General features: G+C 40.7%; 18 protein-coding genes. 8 read left to right on the top strand and 10 right to left on the bottom strand.

Translation table 11 applies throughout. The features are described from left to right. Window positions 1-24: 24 nt before the first annotated feature. Window positions 25-951, bottom strand: coding sequence for a DUF6807 family protein (locus GXP67_RS09800; RefSeq protein ID WP_232065089.1), 927 nt, complete (start codon window positions 949-951; stop codon window positions 25-27). Window positions 952-1,167: 216 nt separating this feature from the next. After that, entirely contained in the window at window positions 1,168-2,064 is an 897-nt protein-coding gene (locus GXP67_RS09795; RefSeq protein WP_162442975.1) for an RCC1 domain-containing protein, read from the bottom strand. Window positions 2,065-2,353: 289 nt separating this feature from the next. Here GXP67_RS09795 and GXP67_RS09790 point away from each other — a divergent pair, with 289 nt between their 5' ends. Continuing rightward, window positions 2,354-2,830 (top strand): RDD family protein, encoded by a 477-nt coding sequence (locus GXP67_RS09790; protein ID WP_162442974.1) that lies wholly within the window; start codon window positions 2,354-2,356, stop codon window positions 2,828-2,830. A gap of 294 nt (window positions 2,831-3,124) precedes the next feature. Here GXP67_RS09790 and GXP67_RS09785 read toward each other — a convergent pair whose 3' ends face one another. The 4 genes from GXP67_RS09785 to GXP67_RS09770 form a co-directional block, all read right to left on the bottom strand. Then, window positions 3,125-3,574 carry an SRPBCC family protein gene (locus GXP67_RS09785; protein ID WP_162442973.1) on the bottom strand — a complete coding sequence of 150 codons (450 nt, stop codon included), beginning with the start codon at window positions 3,572-3,574 and terminating at the stop codon, window positions 3,125-3,127. A 394-nt stretch (window positions 3,575-3,968) separates the two neighbouring features. Next, window positions 3,969-5,108 carry a hypothetical protein gene (locus GXP67_RS09780; RefSeq protein ID WP_162442972.1) on the bottom strand — a complete coding sequence of 380 codons (1,140 nt, stop codon included), beginning with the start codon at window positions 5,106-5,108 and terminating at the stop codon, window positions 3,969-3,971. Then, the gene (locus GXP67_RS09775) at window positions 5,092-5,586 is read right to left on the bottom strand and encodes an RNA polymerase sigma factor (protein WP_162442971.1); all 495 of its coding nucleotides are present in this window, start codon (window positions 5,584-5,586) and stop codon (window positions 5,092-5,094) included. Before GXP67_RS09775 ends, GXP67_RS09780 begins: the two co-directional genes overlap by 17 nt. A 60-nt stretch (window positions 5,587-5,646) precedes the next feature. Beyond that, window positions 5,647-5,913: a hypothetical protein gene (locus GXP67_RS09770; protein WP_162442970.1), complete on the bottom strand. Its 267-nt coding sequence runs from the start codon at window positions 5,911-5,913 to the stop codon at window positions 5,647-5,649. 1,133 nt (window positions 5,914-7,046) lie between these two features. On the opposite strand from GXP67_RS09770, the gene GXP67_RS09765 reads away from it, so the two are divergent. The 4 genes from GXP67_RS09765 to GXP67_RS37325 all read left to right on the top strand — a co-directional run bounded on the left by GXP67_RS09765 (window position 7,047) and on the right by GXP67_RS37325 (window position 9,498). After that, entirely contained in the window at window positions 7,047-7,589 is a 543-nt protein-coding gene (locus tag GXP67_RS09765; RefSeq protein WP_232065087.1) for a hypothetical protein, read from the top strand. Window positions 7,590-7,722: 133 nt separating this feature from the next. Next, a complete protein-coding gene (locus GXP67_RS09760; protein WP_162442250.1) occupies window positions 7,723-8,511 on the top strand; it encodes an IS5 family transposase in 789 nt (262 codons plus the stop codon). Window positions 8,512-8,533: 22 nt separating this feature from the next. Continuing rightward, the gene (locus GXP67_RS37330; RefSeq protein ID WP_232065085.1) at window positions 8,534-9,013 is read left to right on the top strand and encodes a two-component regulator propeller domain-containing protein; all 480 of its coding nucleotides are present in this window, start codon (window positions 8,534-8,536) and stop codon (window positions 9,011-9,013) included. Window positions 9,014-9,024: 11 nt separating this feature from the next. After that, window positions 9,025-9,498, top strand: a complete 474-nt coding sequence (locus tag GXP67_RS37325; RefSeq protein WP_232065083.1) for a two-component regulator propeller domain-containing protein — start codon at window positions 9,025-9,027, stop codon at window positions 9,496-9,498. Between the two features lie 267 nt (window positions 9,499-9,765). Here the strand turns inward: GXP67_RS37325 and GXP67_RS09750 are convergent, their stop codons facing one another. After that, a complete protein-coding gene (locus GXP67_RS09750; RefSeq protein WP_162442968.1) occupies window positions 9,766-10,662 on the bottom strand; it encodes a helix-turn-helix domain-containing protein in 897 nt (298 codons plus the stop codon). Between the two features lie 72 nt (window positions 10,663-10,734). Next, window positions 10,735-11,739 carry an aldo/keto reductase gene (locus GXP67_RS09745; RefSeq protein WP_162442967.1) on the bottom strand — a complete coding sequence of 335 codons (1,005 nt, stop codon included), beginning with the start codon at window positions 11,737-11,739 and terminating at the stop codon, window positions 10,735-10,737. 668 nt (window positions 11,740-12,407) lie between these two features. On the opposite strand from GXP67_RS09745, the gene GXP67_RS09740 reads away from it, so the two are divergent. From GXP67_RS09740 to GXP67_RS09730, 3 genes are all read left to right on the top strand, one after another. Continuing rightward, window positions 12,408-12,566, top strand: coding sequence for an SGBP N-terminal domain-containing protein (locus tag GXP67_RS09740; protein ID WP_162442966.1), 159 nt, complete (start codon window positions 12,408-12,410; stop codon window positions 12,564-12,566). Between the two features lie 123 nt (window positions 12,567-12,689). Continuing rightward, window positions 12,690-16,856 carry a two-component regulator propeller domain-containing protein gene (locus tag GXP67_RS09735; RefSeq protein WP_162442965.1) on the top strand — a complete coding sequence of 1,389 codons (4,167 nt, stop codon included), beginning with the start codon at window positions 12,690-12,692 and terminating at the stop codon, window positions 16,854-16,856. 282 nt (window positions 16,857-17,138) lie between these two features. Next, a complete protein-coding gene (locus tag GXP67_RS09730) occupies window positions 17,139-17,630 on the top strand; it encodes an SgcJ/EcaC family oxidoreductase (protein WP_162442964.1) in 492 nt (163 codons plus the stop codon). Window positions 17,631-17,796: 166 nt separating this feature from the next. Here the strand turns inward: GXP67_RS09730 and GXP67_RS38230 are convergent, their stop codons facing one another. Further along, complete coding sequence (locus GXP67_RS38230) at window positions 17,797-17,856, bottom strand: hypothetical protein (RefSeq protein ID WP_394351972.1); 60 nt, start codon at window positions 17,854-17,856, stop codon at window positions 17,797-17,799. Between the two features lie 377 nt (window positions 17,857-18,233). After that, on the bottom strand, window positions 18,234-18,365 hold the full coding sequence (locus tag GXP67_RS37785; RefSeq protein ID WP_262890486.1) for a hypothetical protein: 132 nt from the start codon (window positions 18,363-18,365) through the stop codon (window positions 18,234-18,236). Between the last annotated feature and the right edge of the window lie 135 nt (window positions 18,366-18,500).

Raw genomic sequence — 18,500 nt, 5'->3', positions numbered from 1 at the left:
TATATACTTTTAAAATGGAAGCATTTACCCTTCTTCACAGATATAAGCTTTCCACTGATGGGTTAATGCTTCCCCGTTTAGTTCACCGGTATAAACAATAAGGCGGTATCGGAAAGTAGCCATCTGATCTTTATCAATTTTCCAGTCGCCCAAAATCTGTCTGGAAGGACCTATTCCTAATTCATTATCTACCCGCCATGGAGTAGGAAATACTGCATTATCCGGATGATCGAAAATAGCTATATGAGCCAGATCGCTACGACCTTCTACTTGTATGCCAATATCTGCCCATATGGCACGTTGACCCTCTGCCTGCTGGTTGCGCTGCCCGGCTGCGGTGATAACCTCCCCATTCATTCCTTCATGCCAGGGCATTCGCAGAAACAAGCCACCTACATAGAATTTACCAATCATGATATCTTTTTTAGCTTCTCCTTTCCATTCCATATCCAATACATATTGTCTATTTTGTTCCTGCATGGACCAGGTTTGTGTTTCGCTAAGAATAGGTTGTTTGTTTTCATCAAGCAGGTGATATACAGTTTGCCATTTGACCTGAGTACCTTTTTCCTGAACTACAGTAGCAGAAACCTTTTGCCAGTAATCCTCTTTCCAGTTCATAAAATAATCCCGGCCATTTACTTGTTTTAGTCCCCAGTATAAGCCTGTCTGGTGTTTATGGTGCCCTGGGCTGAATTGGGTCAGAACACCTTTGCCGTCAGGAGCTGTAATGGGGTGAATATAGGGACGGATATTTTGCTGAGCAATCTGGGTCAAAAGTGTCCGCTTATCATTTTCCCTGATAACGCTAATCTGACCTATATTGGGGTCATAGTTGATTGTAAGCTTGTTCTGTGTAAGCCCGATATGTTGTGTAGACTTTAGTGTTGTAAAAGGAGTACCTCCATAGAGTAAAATGACAAACTGTATAAATAGCATGGATAGTTTCATAGGCTAGAGTTTGGTGCTCCCTGTACAAATAAAGTCATTTCCTTTTAACTATTCTATTGTGAATGAGTATATAACTATATAAGAAAGAAATAAGCCTTAAATTATACAATATAATGTTAAAATAATGGAGCCGGTCTAATTGAGTACGTACTTTTGCGTAGTTAAAATAACCTCCTCTTTCGGGAAACTTTATAAAGATCTGACTTACATAAAGTACTAATGGCCAGGCAGTTTAATGTCGTGCCAGCCACTTATATCGCACTGGCCATATTGATTATTACCTAATCCTATCACGGTGCCATCCGCTCTAAGGCCAAGGCTATGAGTGCACCCGGCTGTAAGGGCTACAATATCTTGCCACTCACTTACTTTGCATTGCCCATACTCATTCCAGCCTACAGCTACTACAGTACCATCCGCTTTAAGACCGAGACTATGAGTACTTCCCACTGCTATGGCTACAATATCGTGCCAGTTGCTCACATGGCACTGACCATATTTATTTTGACCCACCGCTACCACTATGCCATCCCATTTCAGCCCGACCGTATGCAGATAACCCGCTGCCACTGCTATTATGCCCTGCCATTGCTCTACCTTGCATTGGTGATACCTATTATTCCCTACTGCCCTCACCGTGCCGTCCGATTTCAGTCCAACTGTATGCCAGTCACCAGCCATGACTGCTACCATATCATGCCAGCCTGATACATTACAGGCTCCTTCCTTATTTCGGCCTACAGCTACTACTGACCCATCTCTCTTGAGGCCAATGCTACGACGCCATCCGGCAGCAACAGATACAATATCTTGCCACTCACCTACATTACATTGATCATCTTTATTCCAGCCTACAGCTACTACTGTGCCGTCAGACTTAAGGCCGACACTATGAGCATTACCCGTGTTGGTGGCCATATGAACATTACCGGCAGCGACTGCCACCATATCATGCCAACCCCTTAGCGTACATTGACCATATTTATTATCACCCACCGCCAAAGCCGTTCCGTCGGATTTAATACCAACACTATGACGAGGCCCCGCCACGATAGTATTTTTTTGCCACTGTTTCAGTTTCCCACGTGCTTGTTTTGATAAACTGTAATCCATAATATATCTACTTGGACAAAATATAATATAGAAATTTGGGAAAGTAACTGTGAGCTCCCCTGAAGATAGAGTTGATTCAAAGAATAATAGAACCTGTACGTTAGTTACTCATAAGGAGAGGTTTGAGTAACTGATTCCTCCCGTTATTTAAAACTCAAGAACAGGCTTCAAAACCGCTCTCTTTGTATCTTCCACTTTTTAAGGTGAAGCCAAGTGTTAACTCCAACAAATTTATGTAGGTGCAAAAGCACCCTATCAGAGTAGTTTTTAATATAAGAAATTAAATACCATGAATAATAAAATCAAAAGGCTAATAGCGGCTACAATTGACTTAGCTTTTATAAGTATATTGACAATACCATTAATCTTGTATTTTGATAACTCGAATTATAGATTATGGAGAGATATGACTCAATTACTTTTCTTCGGCCTATTTCTAAATAAGGATTGTACCAAAGGAATTAGTATAGGAAAAAGGCTATTTAATTTTGTAACTATCTATAAAGGACGACCAGCTTCATCGTTAAAATGCTTAATTCGAAATGTAACTTTACTAATTTACCCTATTGAAGCTTTAATTCTATTAATCAACCCTCAAGCGAAAAGAATAGGAGATTATTTTGCAGGCACTACAGTAATAAAACAAGATCATAGCTTAAAAGCAATTAAACAAAATAGCAATCTATTGTTAAGAGATGTTTTATTTACTTTACTTCTTACTGGTTTAATATTGGTGTTTGTAAATTATTTCTATGGTATCTTGTGATTATGAATTATAATCTCTTAATCATTATTATATTTCCTCCGGCAACAGGTTGGCAAAAAACGATCGAAACGTAGTTGCTCTCTTGTGCCAACTTACAAATTTGACAAAAGTGACAGTTAAAATTAAATACCCGTTTTTGTTGCCAGAAGCTTTAAGCAATCAAAGCATCCACGTTACTCTCTAAACTGTCTTGAAAACAGGAGGATTTATGTGTTATTCAATAAGAAATGACTCTTAATTGGCGCATCTATTTTGATGCTTTAGACATCCACCCTTTAAGCATCAATTTTTGTCTTAAGCATCCGGTATGTGTGGCTCAACTAGTTTAATCAACTTTTCAAGCGATTCTTGCCAGCCCAGATAACACATTTCGGCAGGTATGGCAGCCGGTATTCCTTCCTGCAGTACTTTTAATTCTGTACCTACAGATGTTTTTTGTAGCCATATAGAAGTAGTCATTATTCCCGGCAGTTTGGGATCGTCAAATTGATCAGTGTACTTCAAAAATTCATTAGGCTTGATCTCTACATATTTTCCACCAAAGGAGTGGCTGTTGCCGGTTGTAAAATTGTGAAACGACATTTTATAACTGCCACCTCCCTCTACATTCATCTCGTGTACCGTACAGAGAAAACCATAGGGCGGCAGCCATGAAGCAATGGCCGGGGCTTGGGTAAAGGCACGATATACCTTGTCAGGGGAGGCCTTAATGACTCTGTGCAAGGATACTTTGTTGTCTGACATACAATAAATTATTAGTTGTTTCCTCCTTGTTTGGCTTTTGGGTTTGCCCGTTTATTAGGTGGTAACTGCTCCACCGCTTGTTGATTCTTGCTTGAATCTACTTTGCTTGTACAAAGATGGTAGTAAAAAGGGGCAATTAACGGAGGCGTATGCGACAATTTACAGTAGATTTGCGACTTTGGTTTCCTTGAAAAAGTCGACATTAAGTTATACACTAATTTTTTGATCCCCAGGTCCGTAGTTACCTGAAAGGGGTATTTTTTTAACTATCCCTTTCTCTAACTAAATTTGTTTATAGTAGAAAAATAGTATTAAGGAATCACACTGTAGTTTATTATTCACCTTTACTGCTTCTAATTTTATTGTCAAACTATAGCAGGGAAAGACCAGAATTTTATCCACCCATCATCATCGTTATATACAGGTTGGCGCCAAATCCTGAGTAGATTAATAGTTCTACTATTTCTTGATCTACTTTTTGATTGTCAGCAAGTTCGATCGCATAATTATAGCCCAGTTTTTTCCAATTGATCCCTTGTTTGAGTGAAAGAATTTTTCTTTCCTTTTCGTCGAGTAATTCAAATCCTGTTTTCAAGGAGCCAGTCGCTTTCAGTAAGTAGCGATTTTCACTGTTATTGACGGTTTTTAACCTGATCATAACATCTCCCTTCCAATCGATTGCCATATGCCCTTTGGAGATTCCATTTTTTAGAATCTCGAACTTGCTTTGCCAAAAGTTTTTAGGTTTGATTTGAATGGGAATAGAATTAAGCCATGTTTGGGCTTTTCTTGACAACCAATTGGCATACAGTACTTCTACAAGTGTTTCCCCATGATTGCTCTTAATTTCAAAATTTCCCCCTGCTGAAGTTGATTTTATTTGCATCTGCTGAGATGTTTTCAACTTTTCCATCTCAGCAATGGTTTCTTCCAGTTTGCCGAATATGCGCCCATACATCAAACGTACATCCCATTTGTAGATTTTATCTGAAAAATACAACATCAGTAGGGTGGCTATTCCCACGATGATCAGTGCAAATAAGGGAACACTCCCAATAAATAATATGCCGGGGTATTGTTGATACATTTTCGAGGTTATTTCCCCTTTATTCCATGCAGACCATATGGTAGTTAAGGCAATCAGAAAATAGAGTGGATAGGAAAAACGGGCTATTTTCTCACTTTTCAACACAACCTCATTCAGCCATCCATCAAGCGACTTAAGATAATCAAGGCTGGTTGCCCCATGATCGAGTGTGTTGAAACTTCGCTTTTGGCGTTTGCTGTACCATGCCGTAAAAAGGAGCAGTATAGATACGGCAACTCCTTGCCAAAGGGCATCCAGAAAATAATATATAATGGGAAAAACAATGGCCATGCTGACAATAGCCATTAAGTTGATCCTGAACATCCTTTTCATTTTATCAACCAGGTGTATTGACTTCAGGTTGTACAAGTCATTTATTTGGGGAGCCACCAAGCTCTTTTCATTCAGAAAGCCTTCTTTCCAAATGTCTTCAATTGAATTTTTCATCGAGTATTTTTTTTAAACGTTCTTTAATTCTGTTCACTCTGACAGCTACATTATTGACATTAGTACTAAGGATATCGGCAATTTCCTGATAGGGTTTTTCTTCCAGATACAACAGGATCAATGCCCGGTCCACTTCTGATAAATGCCTGATGGCTGTATACAATTGGTTCAAAGGCTCATCTTCAAATGCCTTGTTTTCAGTGAGTAGCATATCCGGTAAAACATCCGAAGTGAAATAGGTTCGCCCATTCCTTTTCTTTTTTTTGAGCAGTGTCAGGCACACATTGAGAGAGATTCGATACACAAAGGTAGACCATGTGCATTGCTCCCGGAAGTTATCTTTGCTTCTCCATATTTGCAGACATACCTCCTGGTAGTAGTCCTCAAAATCCTCTTGGGAATGGGTATATGCCCTACAGATCTTGATAATGATGGAGGCAAAAGGTAAAATCGATGTCTGGTAAAAATTGCTACTCACTTTGTTTATTTTAACATCCAACCGGAAGCTCCCTCAAGCACGACCAGGTCAATGGTTTGCTTAATAGATGCGTATTTGTCTATTTATCCCTTTTTTCAGGTTTGAAATAAATGATTCATGTCTGGAAATACTTTGCCTCTTACCTAGTTTTTTCCTCTGCTTCTGATGGCCATCAATTTCAGGCCCTACCCGTACATCTTTTCTTTTCAATGAAGTTACCGGATGGTAGGTTAAAAAGTACCTCACCCTGGGCCTTTTAGGTTGCCAAACTTGCCTGGTGATAAATCCCTCTTCATTTATTCCCTCACTGAAAGAATGCTGTTTCATGTTCCTGTGATATGATGAGCTTGTATTAGCACAAAAAGAAAGAGTAATGTATTCATGATTATGTTCTTTACTTAGTTAGTGGCTAAATCCAAAGAACATTACACCTCTCCCCAAATTTTTTATAGATAAAGACTTTATCTGATAAAAATTAATCTTTATTCTTTATTTATAGGCAATCAAGAAGCGCTAAGAGGGCTTGATTATTAATTAAAGAAGGAGCAGAAGCTATTGATGAATTTGCGTGTAGCTTCATACAAGGCAAAGATAGATTGATATAATAAAGACAATTATAGTAAGATTAGTGGGGTAACTCTTGGCTGGTTTTAGAGTGAGCAGATTTATCGGTATTATCGACTAATTAACTGGCCAGAGCCTATGTAACTACTATTGGTGTAAAAAAAGTCTAAAGTAAATAAAGTTACTTCAATAGGGAGGTAAATAAACTTCCTCATTGCTGAAACTCAAAAGCAAGGCAGCGAAGCTTAATCAGAATAAGTTTTTCTGCTTGGTTTCTGTCAGTAAAACTGGGAGCCTGACAGTTATAGAAAAGTTGTTACTTGATCATTATTTCTTGTCTTTATTCTACAGGAAACAATGAAGATTATTAATAAATAATAGCTTATTGCTCTATTAATTGCGTACATTTAATAACTTTTTGTGCCTAATGATCTGCTTCCTACTGACTTATTAATAGATTTTACTTGTAACTATTAAAACAATAGTTTATGATGGGAAAAATTGGTAGCCATGTGATGGATACCTTTTATCCTCCTCTTGCTCGATAAAATCAATAAAAGTCTAAACCGCTTCAGGTCTAAAATACGCCTTTCTAACTTGTCCCATACAACTTTTACATCCTATTAACATTCTTTTACAAGTCCTTAACTAAAGCCCAGCACAAAGACTTGTAGATTTGTTGAAATGCTTCGGTACTAAAAAAGAAAAAATGATGAACTACCTACCCAAACAGATTGGCATTCGATAGTGGCTTGGCTTAATTGGCTCAAAAGTGCTTACGCAAAGGAAGTCATTTATATGTAGAAGGAAAGTTTAAGAACAGATGCTATGAAGACAAAGAAGGACAAAAACGTAAAGTATATAAAACTATGTTAGTAATTCAACCTACAAAAAATATGAAAAAAATTATTTATGCGCTGATCTTACCGCTGGTTGTGGTAAGCGGACTAGTATTTGCTAATCGTGAAATTAAAAATGAAACTTCTAAAAAATTAACCTCAAAGCCCCTCTCTGCTGCCCAAAGGAAAGCGGCATTGAAAAAATGGGAGGCTACCCCGGATGGTATACTGTACAAAAAATGGGAAGCTTCTCCCGAAGGTAAAAAAGTTTATGGGAGTGAAGCTAAAATAAGGAAGCATATCAGTGCTTTTACCAATATGAAGGCTGTTGTAACCTCTCTTTCTCTTCCGGTAGGCTCACGATTAGGTTTCGCAGTGATGGTCAGTATTAATGGGGAGGATTATATTCTTAGTTTTGGGTTGGAAAAGTCTAATGAATTTGGGCCATTGCATAGCCTGAAAGTGAACGACAAAATAATGATAAGAAGTCATAGTGTATCGCACGCACCCAAGTATTCATATCCCATCGTATCGGGCGACTATGTAGAACGAGATAGTAAAATAATTTATAAACGTGCCCCTCTCAAAGGTGGTTGCTGAGTAAATAAATTATGAAATATGCACATGTATATGCTTTGTTAGAAGGTGTTTGGAAATAGAAGAGAGGTTTTTTAGGATTTTGGAAAAAGACTATCAGCCGGTAACTTGAGTTTGCGAAACAAAAAGTTACTCCATGTATGAATTACATGAAAATCTGACTGATAGTCAATGGCAAGTTATTAAAAACATAGTAGATGATGGACGAAAGAGAAAAGTTTGTTTAAAGCGTGTAGTGGATGCCTGCCTGTGGCTGACCAGAACCGGAAGTCAGTGGCGGAATTTGTCTCAGACCCATTATCCTGTATGGCAAACGGTAGCTTATTATTTTTATAAGTGGCAACACAACGGAGTCTGGCAACAAGTGCGGGCGATGTTAGTGAAAAAGGAACGAGAAAGACAGGGACGACAAGCAGAGCCTTCCAGAGTGACTATTGATAGCCAAAGTGTTAAACAGTGTGGTTGCTTTTCTGAGCAGGTAGGTGTAGATGGTAATAAGAAAATAGATGGTAGGAAACGGCATTTGGCGGTTGATAACTTAGGACTTCCCTGGGCTGTTTATGTAGGAGCTGCTAATGAGTCTGATGCCGTAGCAGGCTTTGAATTATTACCACAACTCAAAAGCTGTAGACGGCTAAGTTTGATCTGTGCCGATGCAGCTTATAAAGGTGAGTTTGTCTCTTATGCTTATTATTATGGGTGGAAAGTAGACATCTCACAAAAGCCTCCTTCCAAGCAAGGATTTATTCCTCAAAAGGGAAGGTGGCAAGTGGAAAGATCTGGACCTGCTACGAGTGTGCATCGGCTCCATGCCTGGCTGAATCATTATCGAAGATTAGCTAAAGATTATGAAAGAACTCCTGCTTCTGCTGTCTGTTTTATAGAATTAGCTTTTATCAATATCATTTTATCAAAAATACCTTAACTTATTTCCAAACACCTTCTTATTGCCGTTTATTTTTTACAATTCCTGCCAGGGACAAGGCAAAACTAACCTACCAAAAGATACCATCCAGTCCCAAACCAAAGGCGTAATCACCTTGCAGGGGCCAACCACATCGGTTCGTACCATCCATCAAGATAAACAGGGCAACATATGGCTTGCTTCAAATGAAGGTGTTATTCGCTACGATGGAAAATCGTTTACCAATATCACAGGCAACCTGTTTCCGGCGCGCTTCTTTTCTCTGTTAGAAGATAGACAAGGAAATTTTTGGTTTGCTAATTTTGGCTCGGGCCTTTATTATTACGATGGGAAATCCATAAGAAATTTTACAACTGCGCAGGGGCTTATCGATAATGAGGTGATGTGTCTTTATGAAGACAGAGTCGGCATGATTTGGATCGGCACCAGACTTGGAGCAAGCCGTTATGATGGAAAAACGTTTCGAAATTTTATAAGTAAAGAAGGTTTTCCAGTAGTATAGTTAATTCTATTATGGAAGAGAAAAAGGGTGAAGTATGGTTGGGCACAAGCGGCTCTACCTACGTGTATGATGGTAAAACATTTACCGTTTTTGAACCTAAAGACGGTCAAGCCTTTACCAACGTTTGGTCGATCATGGAAGATAAAAAAGGAAATATATGGCTGGGGGGCAACGAAGGCCTTTGGCGCTATGATAGCCGTACATTTACCCATTTCACAGAGAATTCTGTTAATTATGTCTATGAAGATAGAAAAGGAAACATTTGGACGAGTGGAGGAAGTGATAATGGCCAAGGTTTCCTGCTTTCCTGTTATGATACTGCCTCCTTGTCTGATAAAAAGCCAACTATAACTCAAATCACACAATCCCTAAACCTTTTTCGGATTTTAGAAGCTAGGGATGGAAGTATTTGGTTTGGCGCACTTGATGGCCTGTATCGCTATGATGGAACTACCATTACCGATTTCAAAGGGGGCCAGAAATAATGTATCCGTCCGCTCAACTATATTTTCTGGCTCGGATGGATACAAATAAACAGCTTTGTGTAAAATAATTGAATTGATACTTCACTTACCCCCTTTTGCCCATTACTATTTATAACCCATAAACAGTTACGAATTTCACCTCTTTCGAGCAACTCTCAAATATGATGTTAGTCAGAGGAATTCTTAGCCAACCTATAACTGGAAAAGACCAATATTGTAAAAGAGTGAAAAAGTGAGTTTACTGCTTACAGCGGTAACCTGGACCTATCAGTTAAATGCCTGTCGAAATTCCAAAGGCGACAGGTTCGTTTTCTTTTTAAAAAGAGTACTGAATGACTGGGTGTGTTCAAAGCCCAGTCCATACGCAATCTCGCTCACCGATAAGCTAGTCGTAGAGAGCTTTTCTTTGGCTTTCTCAATCAGTTTTTCATGAATATGTTGCTGCGTGTTTTGGCCAGTATGCACACGTAACAGGTCGCTCAGGTAGTTAGGTGACAGGTTCATGCGTTGGGCTATATAGTGTACCGTCAGCAACCCTTGCCGGGCTACAGTATCCGTATCAAAATACTCGTCTACTAGTTGTTCAAATTTGGCAAGTAGCCCTTGATTGTTGTTTTTGCGGGTAATGAACTGCCGCTCGTAAAAACGATTGGAATAGTTGAGCAGTAATTCGATTTGTGATAAGATGATCTCTTGCGTATGTTTATCAATGTGGAGACATTCCTTGTAGATCTTGTTGAGAATAGTAATCAAATCATTTTCCTCTTCGGCAGACAGGTGCAGTGCCTCATTGACCGAGTAGGAAAAAAAACCATACCTGTGAATGGAACTTGCCAGCGAATGGTTGAGCAAAAAATCTGGATGAAATATAAGCAGATAGCCAGAACCACATTCCATGTTGGCTACATCCAAAGATTGTACCTGCTTGGGTGCGGTAAAACTTAATACGCCCTTATCATAATCGTAGTGTTGCTGGCCATACTTTATTTTGCCTTTAGCTTCTCTTTTGAGGGCAATACAATAAAAAAGGTTGACAAACCCTTTCCATACTTCATCTTCAAGAAATTTGCTTTGAGCCAGATTAATCACGCTCACCATCGGATGACGGGGCTCGGGTAAGGATAATAGGCGGTGAAAGGCTGAAATAGATTTAATGGAATTCATAAAATGAATGCATATGTTATAAAGGGTAATAAACGACTGACTGATACACATCAAGCAGTCGTTGAGAAATAGTTAATCTAGCAGTCCCATACTAAATTCATCGTAGGGCTTGCCAGTATCTGTGCCCAGCGGTACTATACTTTCCAGCTTTGAGAGGTCTTCTGCGCTCAAATGAATCTGGGTAGCCTCGATGTTTTGTTCCAGATATTTTCTGCGCTTAGTACCCGGAATAGGGAGAATGCCTTTGCTGATGATCCAAGCCAGTGCCAGTTGCGAGGAGGTAACATTTTTTTCTTTGGCCAATGCTTCAATGGCTTTCACTAATTCAATGTTTTTGTAAAAGTGGGCGTGCCCAAACCGGGGGATTGCCCGGCGGAAATCTTTCTCAGCTAAATCATCTATGCTGCGGATCTGCCCGGATAAAAATCCACGCCCTAACGGAGAGTAAGCGACAAAACCTATCCCAAGTTCATGTAACGTTTGCAACACGCCACGTTCTTCCACACTACGCTCAAATAGTGAATATTCACTTTGTAAGGCAGTAATCGGGTGGACTTCATGGGCTCTTTTTACAGTCTGTGAAGATACTTCTGATAAACCCAGATAACCCACTTTTCCTTCTTTGACCAGCTCACTCATGGCTTCCACTGTTTCTTCGATGGGGGTGTTTTTATCAAGACGGTGCAAGTAGTATAAGTCAATATAATCCGTGTGAAGATTTTTCAGAGAACGCTCCAACGCTTTTTTTACATACGCTTTTTTGCCATTAATAGCCCAGGTTACTTTGTTGTTATCATCTATTTCCCAACCAAATTTGGTAGCAATAATGTAGGCATTGCGATTTCCATGGATAGCCCTAGCAATAAGCTGCTCATTTTTTAAGGGACCATACAAGTCTGCCGTATCTAAAAAATTGCCACCTAATTCAAGTGATCGGTGGATGGTAGCAATGGCTTCTTGCTCATCTGCTTCACCATACATGTGCGCCTCTTCAAAACCGGTCATACCCATACAGCCTAATCCAATGGTGGGTATAACCAAGCCTTGGTTGCCTAATGTTCTTTTCTTTATTTCCATAACGCTAATTTTAATATTTCAAAGGTCGCTAAAATCACACAAGCAGCTGTATGCAAAGCCCTGAACATTGTATGCAAATCAAGGTTATGTTAAATATGGGAACAAGTGAGAGTTGTAAGTCCGATTTTTTCGGACAGATGGTAGAAAGAAAAATTAACTTCATTGGAGGCGCCAAAATTTAGTAGTTATTCTGAAGGAGAAGTTATTTTAACTACCCCTTTCTTGGAACTGATTCATTTATAATGAAAGGCAGAATGTTTCGCTTCAAGTTTCTCTCCTTGTACTTTTATAAATGATCTCATATGCACTTTTTTGTCAACTTCAGAGCCTACGTCTTATTTTCTTGTCTAGTGGATGATTCTTTGATCGCTTTCCTGGCCTACTAGAATAATTTGTAAGTTGTAAAAAACTTAAGATCCTCACCCATTATCTGTCTTATCTTACTATTTACACATCTTTGTTTTCTAAACCATGAGAATCTTATATCTTATTATTGTTGCTTGTCTTGCCTGTAGCCTGCTCAAATTCAGAAGAAGATACACAGCTAGTTAAGTCAAGCGAGAAACAACTCATTAATTTCTCTTTCTTAAAAAGCCTTAACGCAAGTCTTTCCACAGATGTAACAGCTACGCAATCAGATTACCACTACTTTCCCAGTCGGCAGTAATGTGAGTGCCTTGAAGGCTACATTTAGTGTATCATCTAAAGCAAGCGTTTGGGTAAATGGCATCCGGCATGAAAGCGGACTTATAGCCCATGATTTCTCACAACCTATTCTTTATCAGGTAATAACCGAGGATGGCTTAACCGCTACCTATACAGCCTAGCCTCTGGCAAACGGCGCTTAAATTCAACTGGTAAAATAATGTAATCATCAAACATTTATTTTGTAATAAACCATAGAAAAAAGCTGACTTTTAGTTAATTTATCTTTCTATCCGGCTAATCCTATGAAATGGCTGCTACGTATAGGTGCTATATTTCTGTTTTTGCATGCCCTCACACTGCTCCTTAGATCGGCATGTGTTTTAGCTCAAGCCCAATCTATCAGTTTTATGTCTTCTCCTTTGCCGGAAGAATCCTCTTTTGGGACTATCACCGGTATTACTCAGGATAAGCAGGGGTTCATCTGGATTAGCTCCAATTCCGGTGTACACCGCTTTGATGGCTACCGTTGGACCAGCTATATCAATCCTGCTTTTCCAGGCAACAGCCGCAGCGAATGTATTTTTGCTGATGAGGATGGCTCTATCTGGGTAGGAACCTTCTCTAAAGGTCTTTTTAAACTAAATCCATGGACTGGGATATTTACACATGTTCCCTTAGGTACCAGAGAAGATTCTCTTCAGGAAGGCAATTCTTTTGTGACTGTACTTACCAAAGACCTGAAGGGAAAGCTTTGGATAGGAACCCATAATGGCCTCTATCACTTGGACCGTAAGACCGGTCAGTATGTACATTATCAGCATGATTCTACTGATCGTAACAGTTTGAGTCACAACCATGTTCGCGTGGTATATGAGGACCACTCTGGCACTATCTGGGCAGGCACTGGCAGTCCCTGGAATTCATTACCTGGAGCAGGAGGACTCAACCGGTTGAGTTATGAAACCGGAAAATTTACCCGCTATTTGCATGACCCTAATGATCCTCATACGCTTGTTCATAACCAGGTACGGGCTATTCTGGAAGATAGCCGGGGAAATTTCTGGATTGGAACATTTGAAGATGGCCTGCACACTATGGACAGGGAAAAGGGTACTTTCCAGCATTATTCATCCGATACGCTTCATCCCGAAAAGCTCAGCCGTCCTTTTCCTTCCATAACGATAATTACTCCTATTACTGGTGGCCTCTCTACAAAGGATGGTATTACCTTTATTCACGAGGATGCAGCAGGAAATCTTTGGATTGGCGCTAACCGTTCCGGACTTGTACACTTTGAGCCAACTACCGGAAAAGTAACCCGCTACGATCCCAGACCAGAACATTCTGGTGCTCTTCAGGAGGGTGGTCCCTGGTGGGCATATTCGTCACAGGAGGGTATCTTGTGGATCGGCACATTCCCTGGTGAGCTCTACCGGGTAGATCCGTTAAAAAAGTATATTCCGTATTCTCCTATAGGAAACCCTGTAGGTGCTCTAGCACAAGACACTGCTGGCATTCATTGGCTGGGCACTCTTAAGGGCCTTATTCGGCGGGATGCAGAAACTGGTTTCCAGCAACATTTTGTACATAATGCCAATGATGCAACCAGCCTGAGTAATGATACTATACTTTCTTTACTTAAGGACAGGCAAGGAGTACTTTGGGTGGGAACCCTAAATGGCCTGAATCGCTTTGATAAGGCAAAAGGACGTTTTACCCATATGCTTCATTCTGCAAGCGATCCTACTAGTTTACGAGGCAATCTTATTCATAAACTTTACCAGGATAAAAAGGGTAGGATTTGGATAGGATTAGTTGAAGGGGTTGACCAGTTAGATCCGAACACAGGTAAAGTACGCCATTATACCTTAACTGGCGGCCCTAATAAATCTACCAGAATTACAGCTTTGCAAGAAGACAATGCAGGGAATATGTGGGTAGGCGTCTATACCAATGGAATTTTTCGGTTAAACCCCGGATCTGGAAAAGATGAACATTTTCTGGCCGACGCCAATGTTTACACTATTTGCCTGGATCACCAGGGTACCCTATGGGTAGGTACCCAGGGAGGGCTTTTCTACTGGGATGCTGCTCTGGGCGATTTTAGCCTGTTTATCAATCCAAATACAGGCAAAAGCATGCCCTCTATGCGAGGTATCGTAGAAGATAATAACCATGTTCTCTGGTTAAGTACAGCTATTGGGATCATCCGTATCAATAAAAGCCGGACTGAAGTACGGGTCTATGGCAGAGAATACGGTGTAAATGGAGATAATATACTAGTTTCTGCTATCTATAAAGGTTCAACTGGAGAGGTACTGGTGGGTACTCATATGGGTTATTACACAGTTTCTCCCGGAAGTTTGACACGTGACAGGCAAGCGCCTCAAATAGCTCTTACGGATTTTAAAATAGGTGAAGTATCTGTAAAACCAGGTGCAGATAGTCCCATAAGTGAGTCTCTTTCGGTAGCTAAAGAAATAATCCTGCCTTATCATCAAAATTCTTTTTCATTTGATTTTGCAGCCATGCATTATGTGAATCCGCTACAGAACCGGCATTTGTTCCGTTTGGAAGGCTATGAGGCTAGCTGGCGCAGAGCAGGAAGTGAAAAAGCAGCGTATTATTACAATGTGCCCCCCGGTACCTATACATTCCGGATAAAAGCCGCTAGCAGCCAGCAGATATGGAGTGATAAAGCCATTACCGTTGTCGTACTTCCTCCCTGGTGGCGCACCAGTTGGGCGTATATAGCTTATGCAATCTTTATTTTAGCGCTTTTACTCCTGGCACGTTATCAGATTATCCGGAGGGAAAGAGTCAAAGCCCAATTCCGCGTTAAAGAGATGGAAGCAAGCAAACTACGGGAGATGGATAGCCTGAAATCCCGCCTGTTTTCTAATATCTCACACGAATTTCGCACCCCACTATCTCTTATCCGCGGAACAGCCGAACAAATGCAGCAAATCTCTGCTGTTGCTGACCTGCAATCCGGTTTTCAATTCATTGACCGCCATGCAAACCGTCTGTTGCAATTAGTGAACCAGCTGCTGGACCTCTCCAGACTGGAAGCAGGCAAGATGGAAGTACACAAGCATCCAATAGAAGTAGTTGATTTTTTAACAAAGCTTGCCGGTTCCTTTGTTTCCCTTGCTGAGAGTAAAGAGATTACCTTCCGCTATCACCTGCCTCTACAGGAAACGTGGGTAGAAGCCGATGGAGATAAATTGGAGAAAGTTATTAGCAATCTACTGGCCAATGCATTTAAATTCACTCCTTCCGGAGGAAGTGTCATTTTCAGATCCTCGCTGGAAAACTCTTCTGTCCACGCTTCTGTCTTACAGATAACCATAGAAGACACCGGCATTGGCATTGCTGCCAGCAATTTGCCTCACATATTCGACAGGTTTTACCAGGCAGATACCTCAACTACCAGATCTTATGAAGGTACCGGCATTGGGTTAGCCTTAACAAAAGAACTGCTAGAACTGCAGCAAGGATCTATTGAGGTAGAAAGCACAGAAGGAAAAGGAACCATCTTCTGGGTAATGTTGCCGCTGGTGGTACTGCCTGCACCGGCTGAACATAAGCCTGCTCTGCAGGTAACCCAGAATGACCATTCCGTTACACATGTCCCCCTAGTATTTGACATAAATCATGAAAACACGACCCAACATAGGGAGAATAGTGTCCTGTCCGTACGTGTATTGGTAGTAGAAGACAACGTCGACTTAAGGCAGTTTTTGAAAGAAAGTTTGTCAGATGCATATACTGTGATAGAAGCCGACAATGGGCAGCAAGGATACCAGCAGGCCATAGAAGAAGTGCCTGATTTAGTAATTTTAGACCTGATGATGCCCAGTATGGATGGTATTTCCTTGTGTGCCACGCTTAAGGCAGATGTACGGACCAGCCACATTCCCATTATTCTGCTCACAGCAAAAGCGGATATAGATAGCAAACGAAAGGGCCTAGAAACTGGAGCAGATGATTATCTGACTAAACCTTTTGTAGTAGAAGAGTTGCACCTGCGGGTAAAAAACTTAATCGAGGGGCGCAAAAAATTACGCGAATTATTTAAACAGCAGGTACGCCTGGAGCCAGCCGAAATAGCCGTCACTTCCACTGATACACTTTTTCTGCAGAAGATAATGTCTGTGATAGAAACCCAGATGAGTAATGCAGCATTTGATGTAGAAATGCTGAGCCGGGAAGTAGGTATGAGTCGGTCAAATCTTCACCGCAAGCTCATGGCACTTACCGGTCAAGCCGCCAATGAATGTATCCGGAGTATCCGGATAAAAAGAGCTGCCTATTTATTCGATCATGGATTTGGCAGTGTAGGAGAGGTAGCTACCCGGGTAGGCTTCAGCAGTTCAAATTATTTTGCCAAATGCTTCCGTGAAATTTATGGCCAGTCGCCTTCAGAGTATCTCCGCCAAAAAATAACTGCCGGTCAGCAACTATAGCCTGTATTTTCCTGAGCTACTTAGATGTATTGCGTAACCGGTTTGCGCAGGTGCACTACCCTATTGCCTATACTAGATCACCCAATAAGTTTGGTTCACTAGCATTTTTGTGCCAAATAGCATAACAGCTGTTGCAAACATCTGAAATTACCCATTTTTTCAACGAATGTGCTCACGGTATATTTACCCTGTAAGTAAGTTTGTAAAAGTTCAAAATTGATACTCTCAGTTGAACACTCTTCTTTTTCTTATTCTTCCATGTTATCAAACTATGGCCAAACCATGAGAACACCATTTATTCTTTTAATTATCCTTGTATTAACTATTGTGTCAGTAAGGGCGCAAACCCAGGCAAACGCCTCAGATACTAAAGCCATTGAAGCGCTGGCTAGCGGGTGGCAAGCTGCCTGGAATAACCGCGATGCAGCTGCCTTATCCTCGTTGCTTGCTGAGGAAGTAGATTTCGTCACTGTTATAGGCCCTAAAGGCTGGCTGAAAGGTCGAAAAGAGTTTCTAGAGGCACATGCCTGGATGCTTAAAAACATTTTTACTGAAAGTGTGTGGACAAACAAAGAAACACATATTAAGTTTATTCGACCAGACTTAGCCATTGCCCGGGTGCTGTGGGAGACAACCGGTGATAGGGTACGGCATCGGAAATATGGAGAACTACGTGAAGGTATTTTTACCTGGGTGGTGGAAAAGAAGCAGGGGAATTGGCTTATTATATCCTCACAAAATACAGAGAATATGCCCGTTTTGCCTGGCCAGTGAATAAGGTAGCCAAGAGCATAGGAAAAAGTAGAAGACTAGCCGCAGTGGAATTGCAACAGTTTACTAGAGGATTTTTTCAGGCAGCCATTCTTTTCTCTTCTAAATAAAACTGAAATTGTTGGGGACTTCTGTTACCCAATGCAGAATGTCTTCTTTTATCATTATACTACCCATCAATGTATTCAAAAATAGTCAGTCGGGCCTGTTGCTTTGTAGCATGATCCATATGGTAGACTAACGCTGTTTTCAACGTTTTGAACAAACTTTCAGCTACTGCGTTGTTCCAACGGACCTAAGATGAAATCTTATTTCAGCTCCATTCCCTTTTGGGCTCATGCTTTGCAAAACAGATAAATCATTCAACTGCTTTCTGAAATCTATACATGCATGCAAACCCCATGTCGATCCATCGTCAGGTTTGCTTGTACCCCCTATCGGAATGGAATAGTAAATTTTTACTAACAGGTCTGTTTTTAATTGCTATTTTCCGTACAACTATCGTAGTATCCGTAGTTTTCATGGTTTCACTTGGAGTTGAGATCAAATCTGATTTGAGATCGGCCCAGTCTACTCCCTTTCGGTCGGCCAGGTCCAGTATAGCAGTTAGGTAGAGCCCTCCTTCCTGAGTTTTAATATAAGTGGACCCAAATGCAGGCTTTGTGGCAGTTTCGCATCAGACACCCATTTCTGACCAATTGCCTGTGCAGAAAAATCTTTGTTCAGATGATTTTCCAAAATGTTATAATCATGGTTTGAGTCAGTAGTTTGTATCCGGTATTTTTGCGGATAATACTTTTGATGTTTGCTTTTTTCATGGATCTGCGACAGAGCCTGCCTCTAGATCCACCTAGCCACTCATGGACGTGATCT

Origin of the sequence: Rhodocytophaga rosea (assembly GCF_010119975.1) — a bacterium.
Lineage (GTDB): Bacteria > Bacteroidota > Bacteroidia > Cytophagales > 172606-1 > Rhodocytophaga > Rhodocytophaga rosea.
This window is presented reverse-complemented; position numbering and strand designations above follow the sequence as displayed.